Annotated in this window: 2 protein-coding genes (1 of these 2 cut by a window edge); both read right to left on the bottom strand. The window is 75.5% G+C overall.

What is annotated here, in order from left to right; all coding sequences use genetic code 11:
* Positions 1-4,736, bottom strand: partial view of a type I polyketide synthase gene (locus tag RVR_RS35765; RefSeq protein ID WP_202238182.1) — the beginning only. The gene continues 8,062 nt to the left of window position 1, outside the view; 4,736 of the gene's 12,798 nt are visible here — the first part of the coding sequence; its start codon is at positions 4,734-4,736; its stop codon lies off the left edge, out of view.
* Positions 4,736-20,746, bottom strand: a complete 16,011-nt coding sequence (locus RVR_RS38790) for a type I polyketide synthase (RefSeq protein WP_272933128.1) — start codon at positions 20,744-20,746, stop codon at positions 4,736-4,738. The genes RVR_RS35765 and RVR_RS38790 overlap by 1 nt, the downstream gene beginning before the upstream one ends.
* Positions 20,747-20,763 lie beyond the last annotated feature (17 nt).

Raw genomic sequence — 20,763 nt, 5'->3', positions numbered from 1 at the left:
CCCAGATGACGCGCGATCTGCACCGCCGCCATCCCCACCCCACCCGTCGCCGCATGGATCAACACCCGCTGCCCCGACCGCGCCCGAGCCAGATCCACCAACCCGTACCAGGCGGTGCAGAAGACGATCGGCACCGCCGCCGCGCGCGCGAACGACCAGCCGGCCGGGACCGTGACCATCGAGCGGGCGTCCACCACCATCCGGTCGGCGAACCCGCCGGTGACCATGCCCATCACCCGGTCGCCGACCGCCAGCCCGGTGACACCCGGACCGACGTCGGTCACCTCGCCGGCGACCTCACTGCCCAGCAACGCCGCGCCCGGATACATGCCCAGCGTGATCAGCACGTCGCGGAAGTTGACCCCCGCGGCACGCACCGCCACCCGCACCTCCCCCGGCGCCAGTGCCGCCCCGGCCTCCGGGTACCCGGCCACACCCAGACCCTCCAGCGTCCCCGGACGCTCCACCTCCACCCGCCACGCACCACCACCCTCCGGCAGCCGCAACCCCGCGTCAGGACGCACCAGGCGCCGCGCCAGCACCGCGTCACCCCGGACCGCCACCTCCGGCTCACCCGACGCCAGCGCCGCGAGCAGCGTGTCCGCGTCGGCCGCCCCGCTCGCGCCTCCCGCGGCCGGGGCGGGCAGGTCCACGAGCACGAACCGCTCCGGGTTCTCCGACTGCGCGGAGCGCACCAGGCCCCACACCGCGGCGGCCGCCAGGTCCGTGACGCCCTCGCCGGGGCCGGTCGGGACCGCGCCGCGCGTCACGACCGCCAGCCGCGAGGACGGCAGTTCCTCCGTGCCCAACCAGCCCTGTACCAGGGCCAGCACGTCGGCGGTGACCCGGTGCGCGGCGTCGGCGACCGCGCCCTCGGTCCCGGCGGGCGGCACCGGCGCGACCACGAGGTCGGGTACGGGCTCCCCCGCGACCACGGCCGCGGCGAGTTCGGCGAGATCGCGGTAGACGGCCTCCGCCGCCAGGCCCGCGGGGGCCGCGCCGAGCGCCACCACGCGGCCGGGCGCGGCACCGTCGGCCGCCGCCACGGGCGCCCACTGCACGCCGAACAGCCCCTCGCGCACCACCGCGTCGTTCACGTGCCCGGCGCTGATCGCGCGCATGACCAGCGAGTCCACCGCGATGACCGGCGCGCCACGGCCGTCGACGGCGGCCAGTGTGAGCCCGCCGGAGGGATCCGGCGCGAGCCGGACCCGCAGGATCGAGGCGCCGGCGGCGTACAGCGACACGCCGCGCCATGCGAACGGCAGCGGGACCTCGCCCCTGCGTCCGGTCGGCAGGACGAGCCCGGAGACGTGCAACGCGGCGTCGAGCAGCGCCGGGTGGAGCCGGAACCCGCTCGCCTCGGACGCCACGACGTCGGGCAGCCGCACCTCGGCGAAGACGGCGCCGTCCGCCTGCCAGGCCGCGTGCAGCCCCTGGAAGGCGGGCCCGTAGCCGTTGCCGCCGGCGGCCATCCGCTCGTACCACTCGTCGAGCGGGACCGGGTCGGCGCCCCGCGGCGGCCAGACCGCGAACTCGTCCATGCGCACCGGGCGTTCGGCGGCCATCAGCGTGCCGCCGGCGTGCCGCGTCCACGGTGCGTCGCTGTCGCCGGTGAACGGCCGTGCGTGCACCTCGACCGGCCGCAGCCCGTCCTCGGGCGGGCCGACCGTCACCTGGACCTGCGTGCCGGCCGCCTCGGCGAGCACCAGCGGCACTTCGAGCGTGAGTTCGTCCAGCCGACCGCAACCGACGACGTCGCCGGCCCGGATCGCCATCTCCACGAAGGCGGTGCCGGGCAGCAGCACGGTGCCGCCCACCGCGTGGTCGGCCAGCCACGGCTGCGCGCTCAGCGACAGCCGGCCGGTCAGCACCACACCCCCGTCACCGGCCAGTTCCACCGACGCCAGCAGCAGCGGGTGGCCCATCGCGGCCACGCCGGCCGAGGCCAGGTCGGCCTCCCCGAGGACCGAGCGCGGCCAGTAGTGCTGGTGCTGGAAGGCGTACGTCGGCAGGTCCACCCGCTCGCCCGAACCGATCAGCGCCGCCCAGTCCACGGACACCCCCCGCACCCACGCGCGGCCGAGCCCGGTGACAAACGCCTGCGCCGCGTCATGTCCAGGGCGTTGCAACGACACGAACTCCGCGTCAGGCACCGCACCCGCACCCAGCGCGGACAGCGTCCCGTCAGGACCGATCTCCACGAACACGTCCACATCCAGACCGGCCATGGCCGCCACGGCGTCGGCGTACCGCACAGCACCCCGCGCCTGCTCGGCCCAGTACGAGCCGTCACAGGACTCCACGACCGCACCCGTGGACGTACTCACCCACGGGACGCGCGCCGCTCCGAAGGCCAACCCGTCGGCGACACCGGCGAGTTCGTCCAGCGCCGGGTCCATCCGGTGCGAATGGAACGCATGACTCACCCGCAACGAACGCACCCGCACCCCACGCCCGGCAAACACCCCCGCCACCGCGTCCACCGCATCCCGCTCACCCGACACCACCACCGCAGCCGGACCGTTGACCGCAGCGATCCCGACATCCGCACGCTCACCGATCTCCGCCCGAACCTCCGCCTCCGCAGCCGCGATCGACACCATCGCACCACCCTCCGGCAGCGCCTGCATCACCCGACCACGCCCCGCCACGAGCGCACACGCATCCTCCAGCGACAACACACCCGCCACATAAGCCGCCGCCACCTCACCCACCGAATGCCCCGCCACCGCAACCGGCCGCACCCCACACGCCGCCAAAACCTCCACCAACCCCACCTGCAACGCAAACAACCCCGCCTGCGCGAACACCGTCAAATCCGCACGCGCATCACCCTCCGCGCCCTCCAACACCACCTCACGCACCGGCAGACCGAGATCCCGCTCCACCACCTCACACACCCGGTCGAACGCCACCGCGAACACCGACGACGCCGCATACAACCCCGCCGCCATCCCCGCCCGCTGCGACCCCTGACCCGCGAACACGAACCCCACCCGGCCACGACCGGCGGTCACCCCGCCGGCGGACGGCTCACCGCCGGCCAGTGCCGCCAGCCCCTCCGCGTACGCCGGCCCCGGCACCACCGCGCGGTGCTCGAACACCGACCGGGACACCGCCAGCGACCACGCCACGTCCCGGGCCGCCCGGCCCTCTGCCGACTCCGGCCGGGCCTCGACCGCGGCGCGCAGCCGCTCCGCCTGTTCGCGCAACGCCGCGTCCGAGCGGCCCGACACCACCCACGGCACCGCACCCGACACCACCGGCGGGGCGGACGGCGATGTCGCGGACACGTCCTCGGTGCCGTCGTCCGGGCCGCCGTCGGAGCCGTTCCCGCTTCCGGCGGCGGGTGCCTCCTCGATGATGACGTGCGCGTTGGTGCCGCTGATCCCGAACCCGGAGATCGCCGCGCGCCGCGCGCGGTCGCCCGCCGGCCACGCCTCCGTCTGGGTGAGCAGGCTGACGTCCCCGGCCGTCCAGTCCACCTGCGAGGACGGCTCGTCGATGTGCAGGGTGCGCGGGAGGAGTTCGTTGCGCAGGGCCAGCACGATCTTCATCACGCCGGCCACGCCCGCGGCGGCCTGCGTGTGGCCGATGTTCGACTTGACCGAGCCGAGCCGCACGGGCCGGCCCTCGGGCCGGTCCTGGCCGTAGGTCGCGATCAGCGCGGCGGCCTCGATCGGGTCGCCGAGCCGGGTGCCGGTGCCGTGGCCCTCGATCACGTCCACGTCGGCGGCCGTGAGGCCGGCGCTGGTCAGCGCGGCGCGGATGACGCGCTGCTGGGAGGGGCCGTTGGGCGCGGTGAGGCCGTTCGACGCGCCGTCGCCGTTGACCGCGCTGCCGCGGACCACGGCGAGCACGTCGTGGCCGTTGCGCCGCGCGTCCGACAGCCGCTCCACGAGGAGCACGCCGACGCCCTCGGCCCAGCTCGTGCCGTCGGCCGCCTCCGCGTACGGCTTGCACCGGCCGTCGGCGGCGAGGCCCTGCTGCCGGGAGAAGTCCACGAACAGGCCCGCGCGCGGCATGACGGTGACGCCGCCGACCAGGGCGAGCGAGCACTCCTCGCTGCGCAGCGCCATGCACGCCAGGTGCAGCGCGACGAGCGACGAGGAGCAGGCGGTGTCCACCGTGAGCGAGGGGCCCTCGAAGGCGAGGGCGTAGCCGACGCGGCCGGAGATGACGCTGCTGGCGTTGCCGGTGATCTGGTAGCCCGCGCCCTCGTCGCCGAGCACCTCGTAGGCGGAGGCGCCGGCGCCCACGAAGACGCCGGTGCGGCTGCCGCGCAGGGTGGCGGGGTCGATGCCGGCGTGCTCGATCGCCTCCCACGAGGTTTCGAGCAGGACCCGCTGCTGCGGGTCCATGGACAGCGCCTCGCGCGGGGAGATGCCGAAGAAGGCCGGGTCGAACCCGGCGGCCGTTTCGAGGAAGCCGCCCTCGCGCACGTAGGAGGTGCCGACGCGGTCGGGGTCGGGGTCGTAGAGCTGGCCGAGGTCCCAGCCGCGGTCGGTCGGGAAGGGACCGATCGCGTCGCCGCCGGCGGCGAGCAGCCGCCACAGGTCGTCGGGGCCGTGCACGCCGCCGGGGAAGCGGCAGCCCATGCCGACGATCGCCATCGGCTCGTGTTCCGCGGCTTCCATGCGGCGCAGCCGCTTGCGGGTTTCCTGGAGTTCGGAGGCGGTCCGCTTGAGGTAGGCGAAGAGCTTCTCCTGGCTCTCCATGTCTTGTTCTCTCATCAGTTGGAACCAAGCTCTCGGTCCAGGAAGTCGAACACTTCGGTGGGTGTGGCCTGATCGAGGTCGACCGGTGCTTCTTCGTCACCGGTCTGCGGCGCGCCCTTGCCGTCGATCCAGCGCGACAGGATCGCCCGCATGCGCCGGGTGACGTCGGCGCGGGTCTCGTGGTCGGCCGAGAGGTCGTCGAGGGTGGCCTCGAGCCGGCTCAGCTCGTCGAAGACCGTCGGCCGCGCGGTGTCCGGCTCGTCGGCGAAGAGCAGGTCCCGCAGGTGTTCGGCGATCGCGGCGGAGGTCGGCCGGTCGAAGACGAGGGTGGGCGCGAGCCGCAGTCCGGTCGCGAGGTTGAGGCGGTTGCGCAGCTCGACCGAGGTGAGCGAGTCGAACCCGAGGTCCTTGAAGGCCCGTCCGGGTTCGACGGCGTCGCGCGAGGAGTGGCCCAGGACGTCGGCGGCGTGCGCGCGGACGAGTTCGGTGAGCATCCGGTCGCGCTCCTCGGGGGCCATCCCGCCGAGCTGCCGGACCAGCGAGACATCCTCCGCGACGGGCGCGGCGCCGGCGGTCGGGCGGGCCGCGCCGCCGGCCAGGCCGCGCCACAGGGCGGGCACCTGCTCGCCGCGGGCGGCCTTCGCCCGCATGGCGGGCACGTCGAGCAGGGCGGTCACCAGGTGCGGTTCGTCCCGGCGAACCGCGGTGTCGAGCAGGGCCAGGCCGGTGTCGGCGGGCAGCGGGGCCATGCCGCTGCGGGCGATCCGGCCCTTCTGGCCCTCGGTCAGCTCGCCGGTCATGCTGCTGGCCTCGGCCCACAGGCCCCAGTCGAGCGAGGTCGCCGCCAGGCCGGCGGCGCTGCGGTGCGCGGCGAGGCCGTCCAGGAAGGCGTTGGCGGCGGCGTAGTTGCCCTGGCCGGAGCCGCCGAAGGTGGCGGCCGCGGAGGAGAACAGCACGAACGCGTCCAGGTCGAGGTCCGCGGTGAGTTCGTGCAGGTTCCAGGCCGCGTCGGCCTTCGGCCGCATGACCGCGTCCAGCCGGTCGCCGGTGAGGGAGGTGACCACGGCGTCGTCGAGGACGCCGGCGAGGTGCACGACGGAGGTCAGCGGCCGGTCGGACGGCAGGCCGTCCAGCAGACCGGAGAGCGTGGCGCGGTCGACGGAGTCGCACGACACCACGCTGGTGCCGGCGCCGGAGCCGGCCAGTCGCGCGGCCAGGGCGGGCACGCCCGCGGCGGCCGGTCCGGACCGGCTGGCCAGCACCAGCCGGCCGGCCCGGCCGGAGTCGGCCAGGTGCTGGGCGACCAGGCCGGCGAGGGTGCCGGTGCCGCCGGTGAGCAGGACCGTGCCGGCCGGGCGCGGCGCGGCCGGCACGGTGAGCACGATCTTGCCGACGTGCCGGGCCTGGCTCATGAACCGCAGCGCGTCGGGGGCGCGTCGGATGTCCCAGCAGCGCACCGGCGGCGCGGCGAGCTGCCCGGTGGCAAGCAGCGCCGTGACCTCGGCCAGGATCTCCGCGAGCCGGTCCGGGCCCGCCTCGCCGGTGGAGAACGCCCGGTAGCGCACGCCGGGGTGCGCGGAGGCGATCTGTTCGGCGTCGCGGATGTCGGTCTTGCCCATCTCGACGAACTCGCCGCCCGCGCGCAGCAGGCGCAGCGACGCGTCGGTCAGCTCTCCGGCCAGGGCGTTGAGGACGAGGTCGACGCCGGCGCCGCCGGTCGCGGCGAGGAAGCGCTCCTCGAAGCGCGCGTCACGCGACGAGGCGAGGTGTGCCTCGTCGAGGCCGGCGGCGGTCAGCGCGCCCCACTTGGCCGGGCTGGCCGTGGCGTAGACCTCCAGGCCGAGGTGGCGGGCGATGGCCACGGCGGCCATGCCGACGCCGCCGGCGGCGGCGTGGATCAGCACCTTCTGGCCGCGCCGGGCCCGGGCGAGGTCCACCAGGCCGTACCAGGCGGTGGCGAACGCGACGGGTATCGCGGCCCCCTGGGCGAAGGTCAGGCCGGCGGGGACGGGTGCGGCGAGCCGGGCGTCGAGTACGGCGACGGGTCCGGCGCCGCCGGTGAGCATGCCCATGACGCGGTCGCCGACCGCGACGTCGCCCGCGTCCGAGCCGACTTCGGTGACCACGCCGGCGACCTCGCTGCCGAGCAGGCCGCCGTCGGGGTCGCGGTCCAGCGGCAGCAGGTCGAGGGTGGCCATCACGTCGCGGAAGTTCACGCCGGCGGCGCGCACCGCGACCCTGATCTCACCGGGATCGAGCGGCCGTTCGGCCGGCGGGTGCTCGACCAGCGCGAGGCCGTCGAGGGTGCCGCGGGCGACCGCCTCCAGCCGCCATGCGCCGGTGGACGGCGGGATCAGTCCCGCTGCCGGCCGGGCGAGACGGCGGGCGTGCACCACGCCGGCGCGGACGGCGAGTTCGGGTTCCGCGGCGCCGAGCGCCGCCAGCAGGGTGTCCGCGCCGCCGGTGCCGTCGGCGGGCAGGTCGGCGAGCACCAGCCGCTCGGGGTTCTCGGACTGCGCGGAGCGGACCAGGCCCCACAGGGCGGCGCCGCCCATGTCGGTGACGTCCTCGCCGGGGCCGGTGGCCACCGCGCCGCGGGTCACCAGCACCAGGCGGGCGGCGGCGAGGTCGTCGGCGGCCAGCCAGCGCTGCACGAGGGAGAGCGCCTGGCCGGCGGCCGCCCGGGCCGAGGCGGCGACGTCGCCGCCGCCCGCCGGCGGCATGCCGGCGCAGGCGAGCACGACGTCGGGCACCGGTTCGCCGGCGGCGACCGCGGCGGCGAGCGCGTCCAGGTCCGGGTGGGTGCCGGCGATCCCCGGGGCGGGGGCCTCCGCGCCGGAACCGGAACCCGGGAGGCCGCCCGTGCCTCCCGTGCCCGCGGCGGCGAGGCCGTACGGGTCGGGGCCGACCAGGACGACGCGGCCGGCCGGGGCGTCGCCGCCGATCGGCGTCCAGTCCACGGCGAACAATCCCTCGGGGGTGGCCGGGCCGGCGGCCGCTCCGAGGCGGGTCGCGGGCACCGGCAGGGACACCATCGACGCGACGGTGAGCACCGGCGCCCCGGCGGCGTCGGCGACGTCCAACGCGAGGCCGTCGCCGTGGGCGTCCCGGGTGAGGCGCACGCGCAGCGCGGCCGCGCCGGAGGCGTGCAGGGATACCCCCTGCCAGGCGAACGGGAGCAGGATCTCGCCGGGACCGGCCTCCTTGACGACGGGGCCGGCGAGCATCGAGGCGTGCAGCGCCGCGTCCAGCAGCGCCGGGTGCAGCCCGTACGCCGCCGCGTCGGCCGCGGCCTGCTCGGGCAGCGCGATCTCGGCGAACACCTCCTCGCCGCGGCGCCAGACCGCGGTCAGGCCGCGGAACGTGGGGCCGTACGCGTAGCCGTCGCCGACCAGCCGGTCGTAGAAGCCGTCCATGGGCACCGGTGTCGCGCCCTGCGGCGGCCAGACGGCCAGTTCCTCCGGGCGGTCCGCGGCGCCGGACGGGGCGAGCCGCCCGGTCGCGTGCCGGGTCCACTCCGCGGCGCCGTCCGCGTCAGCGGGCCGCGAGTGGATCTCCATCCCGCGACAGCCGTCCCGATCCGGTTCGCCCACCACCACCTGGACCTGTACGGAGCGGCTCCCGCCGGGCAACGGCAGCGGCGACTCCAGGGTCAGCTCGTCCAGGCGGCCGCAGCCGGCGAGGTCGCCGGCGCGGACCGCCATCTCGACGAACGCGGTCCCGGGCAGCAGCACGCTCCCGCCGACCGCGTGGTCGGGAAGCCACGGCTGCGCGGCCGGGGAGAGCGCGCCGGTCAGGATCAGCCCGCCGCCCGCGGCGAGCCCGACGGCCGCGGCGAGCAGCGGGTGCCCGGTGGTGTCGAGCCCGACGGACGCCGCGTCCTGCCGCCGCGGCACCGGCACCGGCCAGAACCGCCGGCTCTGGAAGGCGTACGTCGGCAGCTCGACGCGGTCCGCGGTGCCGATCAGCGCGGCCCAGTCGACCTCCGCCCCCCGCACCCACGCGCGGCCGAGCCCGGTGACGAACGCCTGCGCGGCGTCGTGTCCCGGGCGTTGCAGGGACACGAACTCCGCGTCAGGAGCGGTCTCCGTGCCCAGCGTGGACAGGGTGCCGTCGGGTCCGATCTCCAGGAAGACGTCCACGTCGAGGCCGGCCATGGCCGTCACGGCGTCGGCGTACCGCACAGCCCCCCGCGCCTGCTCGGCCCAGTACGAGCCGTCACAGGACTCGACCACGGCACCCGTGGACGTACTCACCCACGGCACCCCAGCCTGCCCATACGTCAACCCGCCCGCGATCCGAGCCAGTTCGTCCAGCGCCGGGTCCATCCGGTGCGAATGGAACGCATGGCTCACCCGCAACGAACGCACCCGCACCCCGCGCCCGGCGAACACCCCCGCCACCGCGTCCACGGCGTCCCGCTCACCCGACACCACCACCGCGGCCGGGCCGTTGACCGCAGCGATCCCGACATCCGCACGCTCACCGATCTCCGCCCGAACCTCCGCCTCGGACACGGCGATCGACGCCATCGCACCACCCTCCGGCAGCGCCTGCATCACCCGACCACGCCCCGCCACGAGCGCACACGCATCCTCCAGCGACAGCACACCCGCCACATAAGCCGCCGCCACCTCACCCACGGAATGCCCCGCCACCGCGGCCGGCCGCACCCCCGCCGCCTTGAGGACCTCCACCAGACCGACCTGCAACGCGAACAGCCCCGCCTGCGCGAACACCGTCAAATCCGCACGCCCATCACCCTCGACACCGTCAAGGACAACCTCACGCAACGGCACATCAAGATGGGACCCAAGCAGCCCGCACACCCGGTCGAACGCCACCGCGAACACCGGAGACGCCGCATACAACCCCGCCGCCATCCCCGCCCGCTGCGACCCCTGACCCGCGAACACGAACCCCACCCGGCCACGACCGGCGGCCACACCACCCGACGTCACCACACCCGACGCCGGCTGACCCGTCGCCACCGCCGCGAGGCCCTCCGCGCGGCCCTCCACCACCACCGCCCGGTACTCCAGCACCGACCGCGACGACGCCAAGGACCACCCGACCTCCCGCGCGCCGGTCTCCGGCCGCGCCACCACGAGTTCCCGCAGCCGACCGGCCTGGTCCCGCAGTGCCGCGTCCGTACGGCCCGACACCACCCAGGGCACCGCCGTCGTCCCCGGGAGGACGCCGGGCACGGGCTCGCGCGCCGGCTCGGAAGCGTCCTGCGCGGGCGCCTCCTCCAGCAGCACGTGCGCGTTCGTCCCGCTGATGCCGAAGGACGACACGCCCGCGCGACGCGGCCGGTCCCCGTCCGCCGGCCATTCCCGCGGCTCGGTGAGCAGGCGGACGTTGCCCGCCGTCCAGTCGATGTGCGGGGACGGCTCGTCGGCGTGCAGCGTGCGCGGCAACTCGGCGTGCTGGAGCGCCAGCACCATCTTCATCAGGCCGGCGGCTCCTGCCGCCGCCTGGGTGTGGCCGATGTTGGACTTCACCGAACCGAGCCACAAGGGCCGCTGCTCGCCCCGGCCTTGGCCGTAGGTCGCCATGAGCGCCTGTGCCTCGATCGGGTCACCGAGTTCGGTGCCGGTGCCGTGGGCCTCGACCGCGTCCACGTCGGCGGCGGTCAGTCCCGCGCTGGCCAACGCGGCGCGGATGACCCGCTGTTGGGACGGGCCGTTCGGAGCCGTCAGGCCGTTCGACGCGCCGTCCTGGTTCACCGCGCTGCCGCGCACCACGGCCAGCACCCGGTGCCCGTTGCGGCGCGCGTCCGACAGCCGCTCCACCACCAGCATGCCGACCCCCTCGGCCATGCCCATGCCGTCGGCCGACGCCGAGAACGCCTTCGACCGCCCGTCCGCCGCCAACCCCCGCTGCCGGGAGAAGGACACGAGGTCGCCGGGGGTGGCCATGATGGTGACGCCGCCGGCGAGCGCGAGGTCGCACTCGCCGTTGCGCAGGGCCTGCGCGGCCAGGTGCAGGGTGACCAGCGACGAGGAGCAGGCGGTGTCCACGGTGACCGCGGGGCCCTCCAGGCCGAGGGCGTAGGAGACGCGGCCGGACAGCACGCTGGTCGCGTTGCCCGTCATCAGGTGGCCTTCCAGGCCGCCGGAGCCCTGGAGGGCGGTCTGGAGTCCGGCGCCGTAGTTGGAGGTGGCGCCGCCGACGAAGACGCCGGTGCGGGTGCCGCGCAGGGCGCGCGGGTCGAACCCGGCCCGCTCCAGCGCCTCCCAGGACACCTCCAGGAGCACCCGCTGCTGCGGGTCCATCGCCAGCGCCTCGCGCGGGCTGATCCCGAAGAACGCCGCGTCGAAGTCGGGCGCCTCGTGGACGAAGCCGCCGCCGCGCACGTAGGAGGTGCCCTCGCGGCTGGAGTCGGCGTCGTAGAGCTGGTCGAGCGGCCACTCGCGGTCGCGCGGGAAGTCGCCGATGGCGTCGGTGCCGGTGGCGAGCATCCGCCAGAAGCCGTCGGGGTCGCGCACGTCACCGGGGTAGCGGCAGCCCATCGCCACGATCACGACCGGGTCGTCGCCGGTGGCGGCGGCCGGGGTGGGCGCGGCAGGGGCCGCGGGGGCCTCGGGGACGGCCTCCGCGTCGCCGAAGAGCTCGACGCGCAGGTGGCGGGCGAGCACCGCCGGGGTCGGGTGGTCGAAGAGCAGGGTCGCGGGCAGGCGCAGCCCGGTGACGCGGCTGACCTGCTGGCGCATCTCCAGGGAGGTGAGCGAGTCGAAGCCGAGGTCGCTGAAGGCGCGGTCGGCGTCGATGGTGTCGGTGCTGCCGTGGCCGAGGACCGCGGAGGCACCGGTGCGGACCAGTTCGATCAGGGCCCGCTCCTGCTCGGCGGGGGGCATGCCGCCGAGCTGCTCGGCGAGTTCGGCCTTGTCCAGCGCGGCCGGCGCGTTGCCGTCGGCCGGTGTGGCGGCCGACTCCGCCACGGCCGCGGCGACTTCGGGCAGGTCGGCGATGAAGGGGGCCGGCGCGGTGGCGAACTGCGGCCAGTCGACGTCCATGACGGCGAGCAGGCTGTCGGGGCCGGTGAGCGCGTGCCCGAAGACCTTGAGGGCGAGGTCGGGTTCCATGGGGGGCAGCGCGCCGCGGCGCATGCGCTGGCGGACGGCGTCGTTGGCCTCGGCGACGCCGCCGCCGGCCCACGGTCCCCAGGCCAGGGACACGCCGGTCAGGCCGTGCCCGGCGCGGTGCTCGGCGAGCGCGTCCAGGTAGGCGTTGGCGGCCGCGTAGTTGCCCTGTCCGGCGCCGCCGAGGGTGGCCGCGGCGGACGAGAACAGCACGAACGCGTCGAGGTCGAGGTCCGCGGTCAGCTCGTGCAGGTGGGTGGCGCCGAGCGCCTTGGCCGCGAGGACGGACGCCAGGCGGTGCGCGTCGAGGCCGTCGAGCAGCCCGTCGTCGAGGGTGCCGGCGGTGTGCACCACGGCGGTCAGCGGCGGGCCGCCGGCGCCGATGCGCGCGAGCACGCCGGCGACCTGCCCGCGTACGGCCGCGTCGCAGGCGACGATCTCGACGCGGGTGCCGCGGGCGGCCAGGTCGGCGGCGAGGGTCGCGGCGCCCGCGGCGCCGGCGCCCGAGCGGCTGGTCAGCACCACCCGTTCGGTGCCGCGCGCGGCCAGCCAGTCGGCGACCTGCGCGGCGAGCGCGCCGGTCCCGCCGGTGAGCAGCGCGGTGCCGCGCCCGGTCCAGGCGTCGGCGGTGTCCTCGGCGCGCGGGGCGGTCTCGGCGCGCGGGGCGTGCACGAGGCGGCGGGCCGTGATCCCGGCGCCGCGGAGGGCGACCTGGTCCTCGCCGCAGCCGGCCAGCACGCCGCACAGCCTGGCGGCGGCGCGGTCGTCGAGGACGGGCGGCAGGTCGATCAGGCCGCCCCAGCGGTCGCGGCTCTCCAGCGCGACGACCCGGCCCAGGCCCCAGACCTGGGCCTGGAGCGGGTTGGTCAGGGCCTCGCCGGCGCCGGTGGCGACGGCGCCACGGGTCAGGGCCCACAGCGGGGCGTCGAAGCCGAGGTCGCCGAGGGCCTGGACCAGGGCGAGCGTGCCGGCCAGGCCGGCCGGCACCTCGGGCAGGCCGGGCAGCGCCGCCTCCTCCAGGGCGAGCAGCGACACCACACCGGACAGGCCGGTGCCGTCGTCCGCGGCGGCGGCCAGGCGCCGCGCGAGCACCTCGCGCCCGGTGTCGCCCTCGATCTCCACGACGTGGGCGCCGCGGCCGCGCAGGGCCGCGGCGATCGGCTCGGCGGGGCTGTCGGCCCGCGGGGGCGTGACGACCAGCCAGGTCCCGGTGAGCCGGTCCGTGTCCGGGTCGGCGACGGCCGTCCAGGACACGCGGTAGCGCCAACTGTCGGTCACCGCGCGTTCGCGTGCGCGGCGGCGCCAGGCGGCGAGCGCCGGGACGACCTCGTCGAACGAGCGCCGCCCGTCCAGGGCGAGGGTGTCGCCCAGCGCGCGCAGGTCCCCGTTCTCGACGGCGGACCAGAACTCCGCCTCGGCCGCGGGGGAAGAGCCCTCTCCCGCGGGGGACGCCGCGCCGGGACCGCGGACGGCGGCGGGCTCCGGCCAGTAGCGGCGACGCTGGAAGGCGTAGGTGGGCAGGTCGACGCGGGTCCCGCCGCCGACCACCTTCGCCCAGTCCACGGGCACGCCCTTCGCCCAGGCCCGGGCCATGACCGACAGCAGTTGCACGGCGCCGCTGGAGTCCTGGTGGGTGGTTCCGCTGACCACCGGGACGACGGCGGTGCCGGTGTCGTCGAAGGTGTCGGCGACCGCGGCTTCAAGAGTGGGGTGCGGGGAGACCTCGATGAAGGTGTGGAAGCCCTCGCCGGCCAACGCCCGTACGGCGTCGGCGAATCGGACGGTCCGACGGACGTTCGCGTACCAGTAGCCCGCGTCGGCCTCCTCGCCGGCCAGCCAGCGGGACAGGGCCGTGGAGAACATCGGGACGCGGCCCGCGCGGGCCGTCACCCCGGCCAACTCGGCCGCCAGCAGCGGTTCCAGGGCCTCCACGCGCGCCGAGTGCGCCACGAAGTCGGTCTCGGGCACCCGCCAGCGCATGATGCGGGCCTTGGCGAGTTCCGCCTCGAACTCCTCCAGTGCCCGCGCCTCGCCGGACACCACCGTGGCGGCCGGGGCGTTGACGGCGGCGACCGACAGGCGGTCGCCCCACGGCTCCATCAGCGGCAGGACCCGTTCCTCCGGCATGACCACCGACACCATGCCGCCGCCGTCGCCGAGGCCCGACAGGGCCCGGGAGCGCACGACGACCACGCGGGCGCCGTCCTCCAGGGACAGCACTCCGGCGACGGTCGCGGCCGCCACCTCGCCCTGCGAGTGGCCCACCACCGCGTCCGGGGTGACGCCGGCCGCCTCCCACAGCGCGGCCAGCGACACCATCACCGCCCACAGCGCCGGCTGGACGACCTCCGCGGTCTCCAGCCCCGGCGCGCCCTCCACGCCCAAGAGCACATCGACCAACGACCACTCCACCAACGGCGCGAGAGCCGCCGCGCACTCCGCCAACCGCGCCGCGAACACCGGCGAGGAGGCGTACAGCTCGCGTCCCATGCCGACCCACTGGGCACCCTGACCGGGGAAGACGAACACCGCCTTGCCGACGTCGCCCGCCGCGTTCGTGATCACGGACGGCGCCGCGCCGCCCTCGGCGAGGACGCGGACGCCCTCGGCTGCCGAGATGTCGACGCCCTCGCCGCCCAGCACGACCGCTCGGTGCTCGAAGACCGAGCGCGTGGTGGCCAGCGACCACGCCACGTCCCCGTCGGCCGGCGCCTGCGCACCGGTGAGGCGGGCGAGCCGGCCGGCCTGTGCGGCGAGCCCGTCGGCGGTGCGGGAGGTCAGCGGCCACGGCACGACGCCGGTGACCAGCGGGGTGGCCGGCCCGTCGGGCTCGGCGGCCGGCGGCTCCGGCGCCTGCTCCAGGATGGTGTGCACATTGGTGCCGCTCATGCCGAACGCGGACACGCCGGCGCGGCGCGGCCGTCCCTCGGGCGTCCACGGCAGCGGTTCGGTCAGCAGTCGGACGTTCCCGGCCGACCAGTCCACGTGCGGCGACGGCTCCTCGGCGTGCAGCGTGCGCGGCAGCACGCCGTGCCGCAGCGCCATCACCATCTTGATCACACCGGCCACGCCCGCGGCCGCCTGCGTGTGGCCGATGTTCGACTTCACCGAGCCCAGCCACAGCGGGTGGTCCTCGGACCGCTCCTGGCCGTAGGTGGCCAGCAGGGCCTGGGCCTCGATGGGGTCGCCGAGGACGGTGCCGGTGCCGTGCGCCTCGACGGCGTCCACCTCGTCGCCGGTGAGCCCGGCGGCGGCCAGGGCGGCGCGGATGACCCGCTGCTGGGAGGGGCCGTTGGGGGCGGTCAGGCCGTTGGACGCGCCGTCCTGGTTGACCGCGCTGGCCCGCACCACCGCGAGCACGTCGTGGCCGTTGCGGCGCGCGTCCGACAGCCGCTCCAGCAGCAGGACGCCCACGCCCTCGCCGATGCCCATGCCGTCCGCGCCGGCGCCGAACGCCTTGCAGCGGCCGTCGGGCGCCAGGCCCTGGGTCTGGCTGAAGCCGACGAACACCGCGGGGTTCGCCGTCACCCAGGCGCCGCCGGCCAGCGCCAGCGAGCACTCGCCGTTGCGCAGCGCCTGGGCAGCCTGGTGCAGTGCCACGAGCGCGGACGAGCAGGCCGTGTCCACGGTGACTGCGGGCCCCTGCAGGCCCAGGACGTAGGAGATGCGGCCCGACATCACGCTCGCCGCGTTGCCGGTGATCATGTGGCCGTCGAGGTCGCCGAGGCTCGCGCTGTAGCCGGAGGGCGAGGCTCCGACGAACACACCGGTCTGGCTGCCGCGCAGCGCCGTCGGGTCGATACCGGCCCGCTCGAACGCCTCCCACGAGGTCTCCAGCAGCAGCCGCTGCTGGGGGTCCATCGCCAGCGCCTCACGCGGGCTGATCCCGAAGAACCCCGGGTCGAAGTCGCCGAAGGCCTGGCCGAAGCCGCCCGCGCGCACGTAGGAGGTGCCGGGGTGTTCCGGGTCCGGGTGGTAGATCGCGTCGATGTCCCAGCCGCGGTCGGTGGGGAAGGCGGAGACCGCGTCGGTGCCGGAGGCGACCAGCTCCCACAGGTCCTCGGGGGTGCGCACCCCGCCGGGGAAGCGGCAGCCCATCGCCACGACCGCGACCGGGTCGCCGTCGGGCGCCACGGTCGCGGGCAGTTCGGCGGCGGACACGCCGGCGGGCACGCCGCCGAGCTGTTCGCGCAGGTACGCGCCCACCGCCAGCGGCGTCGGGTAGTCGAACAGCAGCGTCGCGGGCAGCCGCAGGCCGGAGACCGCACCGAGCCGGTTACGCAGTTCGACGGCCATCACGGAGTCGAAGCCGAGGTCGCTGAACGCCCGGCCGGGCTCCACCTCGTCGCCCGTCGCGTGGCCGAGCACCGCCGCGGCGTCGGCCCGGACCAGGCCGACGAGCAGCCGCTCCTGGTCCGTGGGAGCCAGTCCGGCGAGCCGGTGGCCGAGTTCGGTCCGCTCGCCGGCGCCCGCCGGCCCGGAGGCGTCCTCCTCCTCGTCCGGGTCCGCCGCGCCGGCGACCTCGGGCAGGTCGGCGATCAGCGAACTGGGCCGGCGCATCGTGAACGCCGGGGCGAAGCGCGCCCAGTCGACGTCAGCGACCGTCAGCCGCGCCTCGCCGGTGTCCAGCGCCTCGCCCAGCACCCGCAGCAGCGCCGCGGGGTCCATCAGCTTCAGGCCGCGCCGCTCCAGGTAGCGGGCGCCCTCGGCGTCGGTCATGCCGCCGCCGTCCCAGGGGCCCCAGGCCACGGAGGTGGCGGGCAGGCCGCGCGAGCGGCGGTCCTCGGCGAGCGCGTCGAGGGAGGCGTTGGCCGCCGCGTAGGCGGGCTGGAGGCCGGAGCCCCAGGTCGCCGCGATCGAGGAGAACAGCACGAACGCGTCCAGATCGGCGTCCGCCGTCAGCTCGTCGAGCAGCGCCGCGCCGGCCGCCTTCGCGGCGAGTACGGTCCGCAGGCCGTCCGGCGTGGTCTCGGCGACCGCGGTGTTCGCCACGACACCGGCGGTGTGCAGGACGGCGGTCAGCGCGGGACCGTCGGCCGCGATCCGGGCCACGAGCCCGGTGGCCTGGTCCCGGTCGGCGATGTCGCACGCCACCACACCCACACCGCTGCCGGCCTGCGCCAACCGGGCCGCCGTCGCCGCGACCCCGGACGCGGCCGGGCCGCTGCGGCTGGTCAGGACGATCCGCGGCGCGCCACGCTCCGCCAGCCAACCAGCCACGTGCCCGCCGATCGCCCCCGTACCACCGGTCACCAGCACCGAACCCCGCGGCGCCCACGCCTCCCCCGCCATCCGGGGGCGCGGAGCCCGGGTCAGACGCCGACCCACGATCCCCGTACTGCGGATGGCGAGCTGGTCCTCGTCACCCGTGGCACCCGACAGCACCGCGCACAGCCGGGCCCCGGCCCGCTCGTCGAACACCTCCGGCAGATCGACCAGACCACCCCACCGCTCCGGATGCTCCAGACCGACCACCCGACCCATCCCCCACACCTGCGCCTGCACCAGGCTCCCGGGGGCTTCACCGGGCAGCGCCGCCACCGCGCCCCGCGTCACCACCCACAACGGCGCCCGGTCGACCCCGGCGTCGCCCAGTGCCTGGACGAGAGCCAGCGTCGCGGTCGGTCCCGCGGCCACCTGCGACACTCCGGTCGCCTCGGCCTCGTCGAGCGCGAGCAGCGAGACGACTCCGGCCACGTCGCCGTCCGTCACGGCGGCGAGCCGTTCCGCCAGGCCCGTACGATTCGGCTCGCCGGCGGCGATCTCCACGGTGACGACCTCGGCACCGCGGGCGGACAGCGCACCCTCCACCGAACCGGCGAGGTCACAGCCCTCCGGCACCACCAGCAGCCAACGCCCGGTCAACGAACCGGCGGCGGGCTCGGCCACGGGAGCCCACGTCACCCGGTAGCGCCAGTTCTCGGTCGCCGAACGCTCCCGCTCACCCTTGCGCCACGCCGCCAGAGCCGGCACCAACTCCGCCAGACCCTCCGCATCCTCAATCGACAGCGACTGCGCCAACGCGGCGACATCCCCGGACTCCACCGACGCCCAGAACCGCTCCTCGACCCCACCGATCATGACCGCCGCGGGTGCGACGGTGCTCGCCTCGGGCCAGAAGCGCTGCCGCTGGAAGGGATAGGTCGGCAGCTCCACCAGCTCGCCACCGCCGACGACGGCCGCCCAGTCCACAGGCAGACCCGCCACGAACGCCCGCGCGAACGACTCCACCAGACGACGCGCACCCGCGTCCTCACGCTCCACCGTCCCCGTGACGAGAGCGAGTTCCACACCCGCCTCTTCCGCGCACTCCGCCACGGGCCCGGTCAACACCGGTTGCGCCGACACCTCCACGAACGACCGGAACCCCTCACCCAGCAACGCCCCCACCGCATCCGCGAACCGCACCGTCTCCCGCACATTCGCAAACCAATACCCCGCATCCAACTCCGGCCCCTCAACCCACCCACCCCGCACCGTCGAAAACATCGGCACCCGCGCCGGACCCGGCACGATCCCCCCCAACTCCGCCCGCAGCACACCCTCCAGACCATCCGCACCCGCCGCATGCGCCACGTAATCCACCACCGGCAACCGCCACCGCAACACCCGCGCCCTCGCCAAAGCCCCCTCGAACTCCTCCACCGCCCCCGGCTCACCCGACACCACCACCGCCGCCGGACCATTCACCGCCGCCACCGACAACCGCTCACCCCACGGCGCCATCAACTCCCGCACACGAGACTCCGGCATCACCACCGACACCATCGACCCCGACACACCCAACCCCGACAACGCACGCGACCGCGCCACCACCACCCGCGCCGCATCCCCCAACGACAACACCCCCGCCACCGTCGCCGCCGCAACCTCCCCCTGCGAATGACCCACCACCGCATCCGGCACCACCCCCACCGACTCCCACACCGCAGCCAACGCCACCAACACCCCCCACAACACCGGCTGAAACACCTCAGCCGACCCCAACGACAACCCCGAACCCAACCCCTCCACACCCGAACCCGAACCCGCCACCACCTCCACCAACGACCACCCCACCAACGGCTCCAACACCGCCCCACACTCCGCCAACCGCGCCGCAAACACCGGCGACGACCCCAACAACTCCCGCCCCATCCCCACCCACTGCGCACCCTGACCCGGAAACACAAACACCGAACGACCGGTACCCGACGCCGACACCACACCCGACACCACACCCGCGGCCGGGATCAGTTCGCCACCCCCAGCCAACGCCCCCAACCCCGCAAAACCGTCCGCACCACCGTCCAACACCACCGCACGATGCTCGAACACCGCACGCGACACCGCCAACGACCACCCCACATCCCGCGCGTCCAGCCCCGGCCGCGCGACCAACGCCTCCCGCAACCGCCCCGCCTGCGCCCGCAACCCAGCGTCCGAACGACCCGACACCACCCACGGCACCGCACCCGACACCACCGGAACCACCGGACGCCCGCCCGCCGAGCCCGTACCGTCCGCGGTCTTCGGGAGGTCGGTCCCGTCGTCCTCCCCACCCGTCGCGGGCTCCTCGGCCGGCGGCTCCGCCAGGATGATGTGGACGTTCGTCCCGCTGATCCCGAACGCCGAGACACCGGCGCGCCGCACCCGCTCGCCGTCCGAGGGCCAGGCCACCGGGTCCTTGAGCAGCTTGACGTTCCCCGCCGACCAGTTGACCAGCGGCGACGGCTCGTCGACGTGCAACGTCCGCGGCAACTGCTGGTTCCGCAGCGACATGACGGTCTTGATGATGCCCGCCGCGCCGGCGGCGCACTGCGAGTGCCCGATGTTGGACTTCACCGAGCCCAGCCACAACGGCCGGTCCTCGGCGCGCCCTTGGCCGTAGGCCGCGATCACCGCCTGCGCCTCGATCGGGTCGCCCAGCGACGTCCCCGAACCGTGCGCCTCCACCACGTCCACGTCCGACGGACCGATCCCCGCGTTCTGCAACGCCGCCCGGATGACACGCTGCTGGGAAGGACCGTTCGGCGCCGTCAGACCGTTGGACGCGCCGTCCTGGTTCAACGCGCTGCCCGCGACGATCGCGAGCACCTGGTGGCCGTTGCGCCGCGCGTCCGACAGGCGTTCCAGGACGACCATGCCCGCGCCCTCGGCCCAGCCGGAGCCGTCCGCACCGGCGCCGAATGACTTGCAGCGGCCGTCGGCGGACACGCCGCGCTGGCGGGAGAAGCCGATGAAGACCGCGGGCGTGGACAGCACCGTCGTCCCGCCGGCGAGCGCCAGGTTGCACTCGCCCGTGCGCAGCGCCTGGCAGGCGAGGTGCAGGGCGACCAGGGAGGACGAGCAGGCCGTGTCGATCGTGACCGCCGGGCCCTCCAGACCCAGGGTGTAGGAGACGCGGCCGGACAGCACGCTGGTGGACACGCCGGTCATCAGGTAGCCCTCGGAGGCGGTGCCCGCGAGGTCGGCGCCGTAGCCGGAGGCGAAGGCGCCCGCGAAGACGCCGGTCGCCGAGCCCTTGAGCGAGGACGGGTCGATGCCCGCGCGCTCCAGCGCCTCCCAGGAGACCTCCAGCAGCAGCCGCTGCTGCGGGTCCATCGCCAGCGCCTCACGCGGGCTGATCCCGAAGAACGCCGGGTCGAACTCGCCGACGCCCTGGAGGAACCCGCCCGCCACCGCGTAGGAGGTGCCCGGGTGGTCCGGGTCGGGGTCGAAGAGCCCCTCGACGTCCCAGCCGCGGTCCTGCGGGAAGCCGCCGATGGCGTCCCCGCCCGACTCCAGGAGGTTCCACAGCTCCTCGGGGCTGCGCACCCCGCCCGGGTAACGGCAGCCCATCGCGACGATCGCGATCGGCTCGCGGCTGCGCTCCTTCTCCTCACGCAGCCGCTGACGAGTCTGGCGCAGCTTGGCGGTCACCTGCTTCAGGTAATCGCGAAGCTTTTCCTCATCCGTCATGTTCGTCTCGCCGTCCT

It is taken from the genome of Streptomyces sp. SN-593 (genome assembly GCF_016756395.1).
GTDB lineage: Bacteria > Actinomycetota > Actinomycetes > Streptomycetales > Streptomycetaceae > Actinacidiphila > Actinacidiphila reveromycinica.
This window is presented reverse-complemented; position numbering and strand designations above follow the sequence as displayed.

Bases quoted from the DNA above. Each gene is read 5' to 3' on its own strand.
- RVR_RS38790 (WP_272933128.1), bottom strand. From the start codon at position 20,746: ATGACGGATGAGGAAAAGCTTCGCGATTACCTGAAGCAGGTGACCGCC.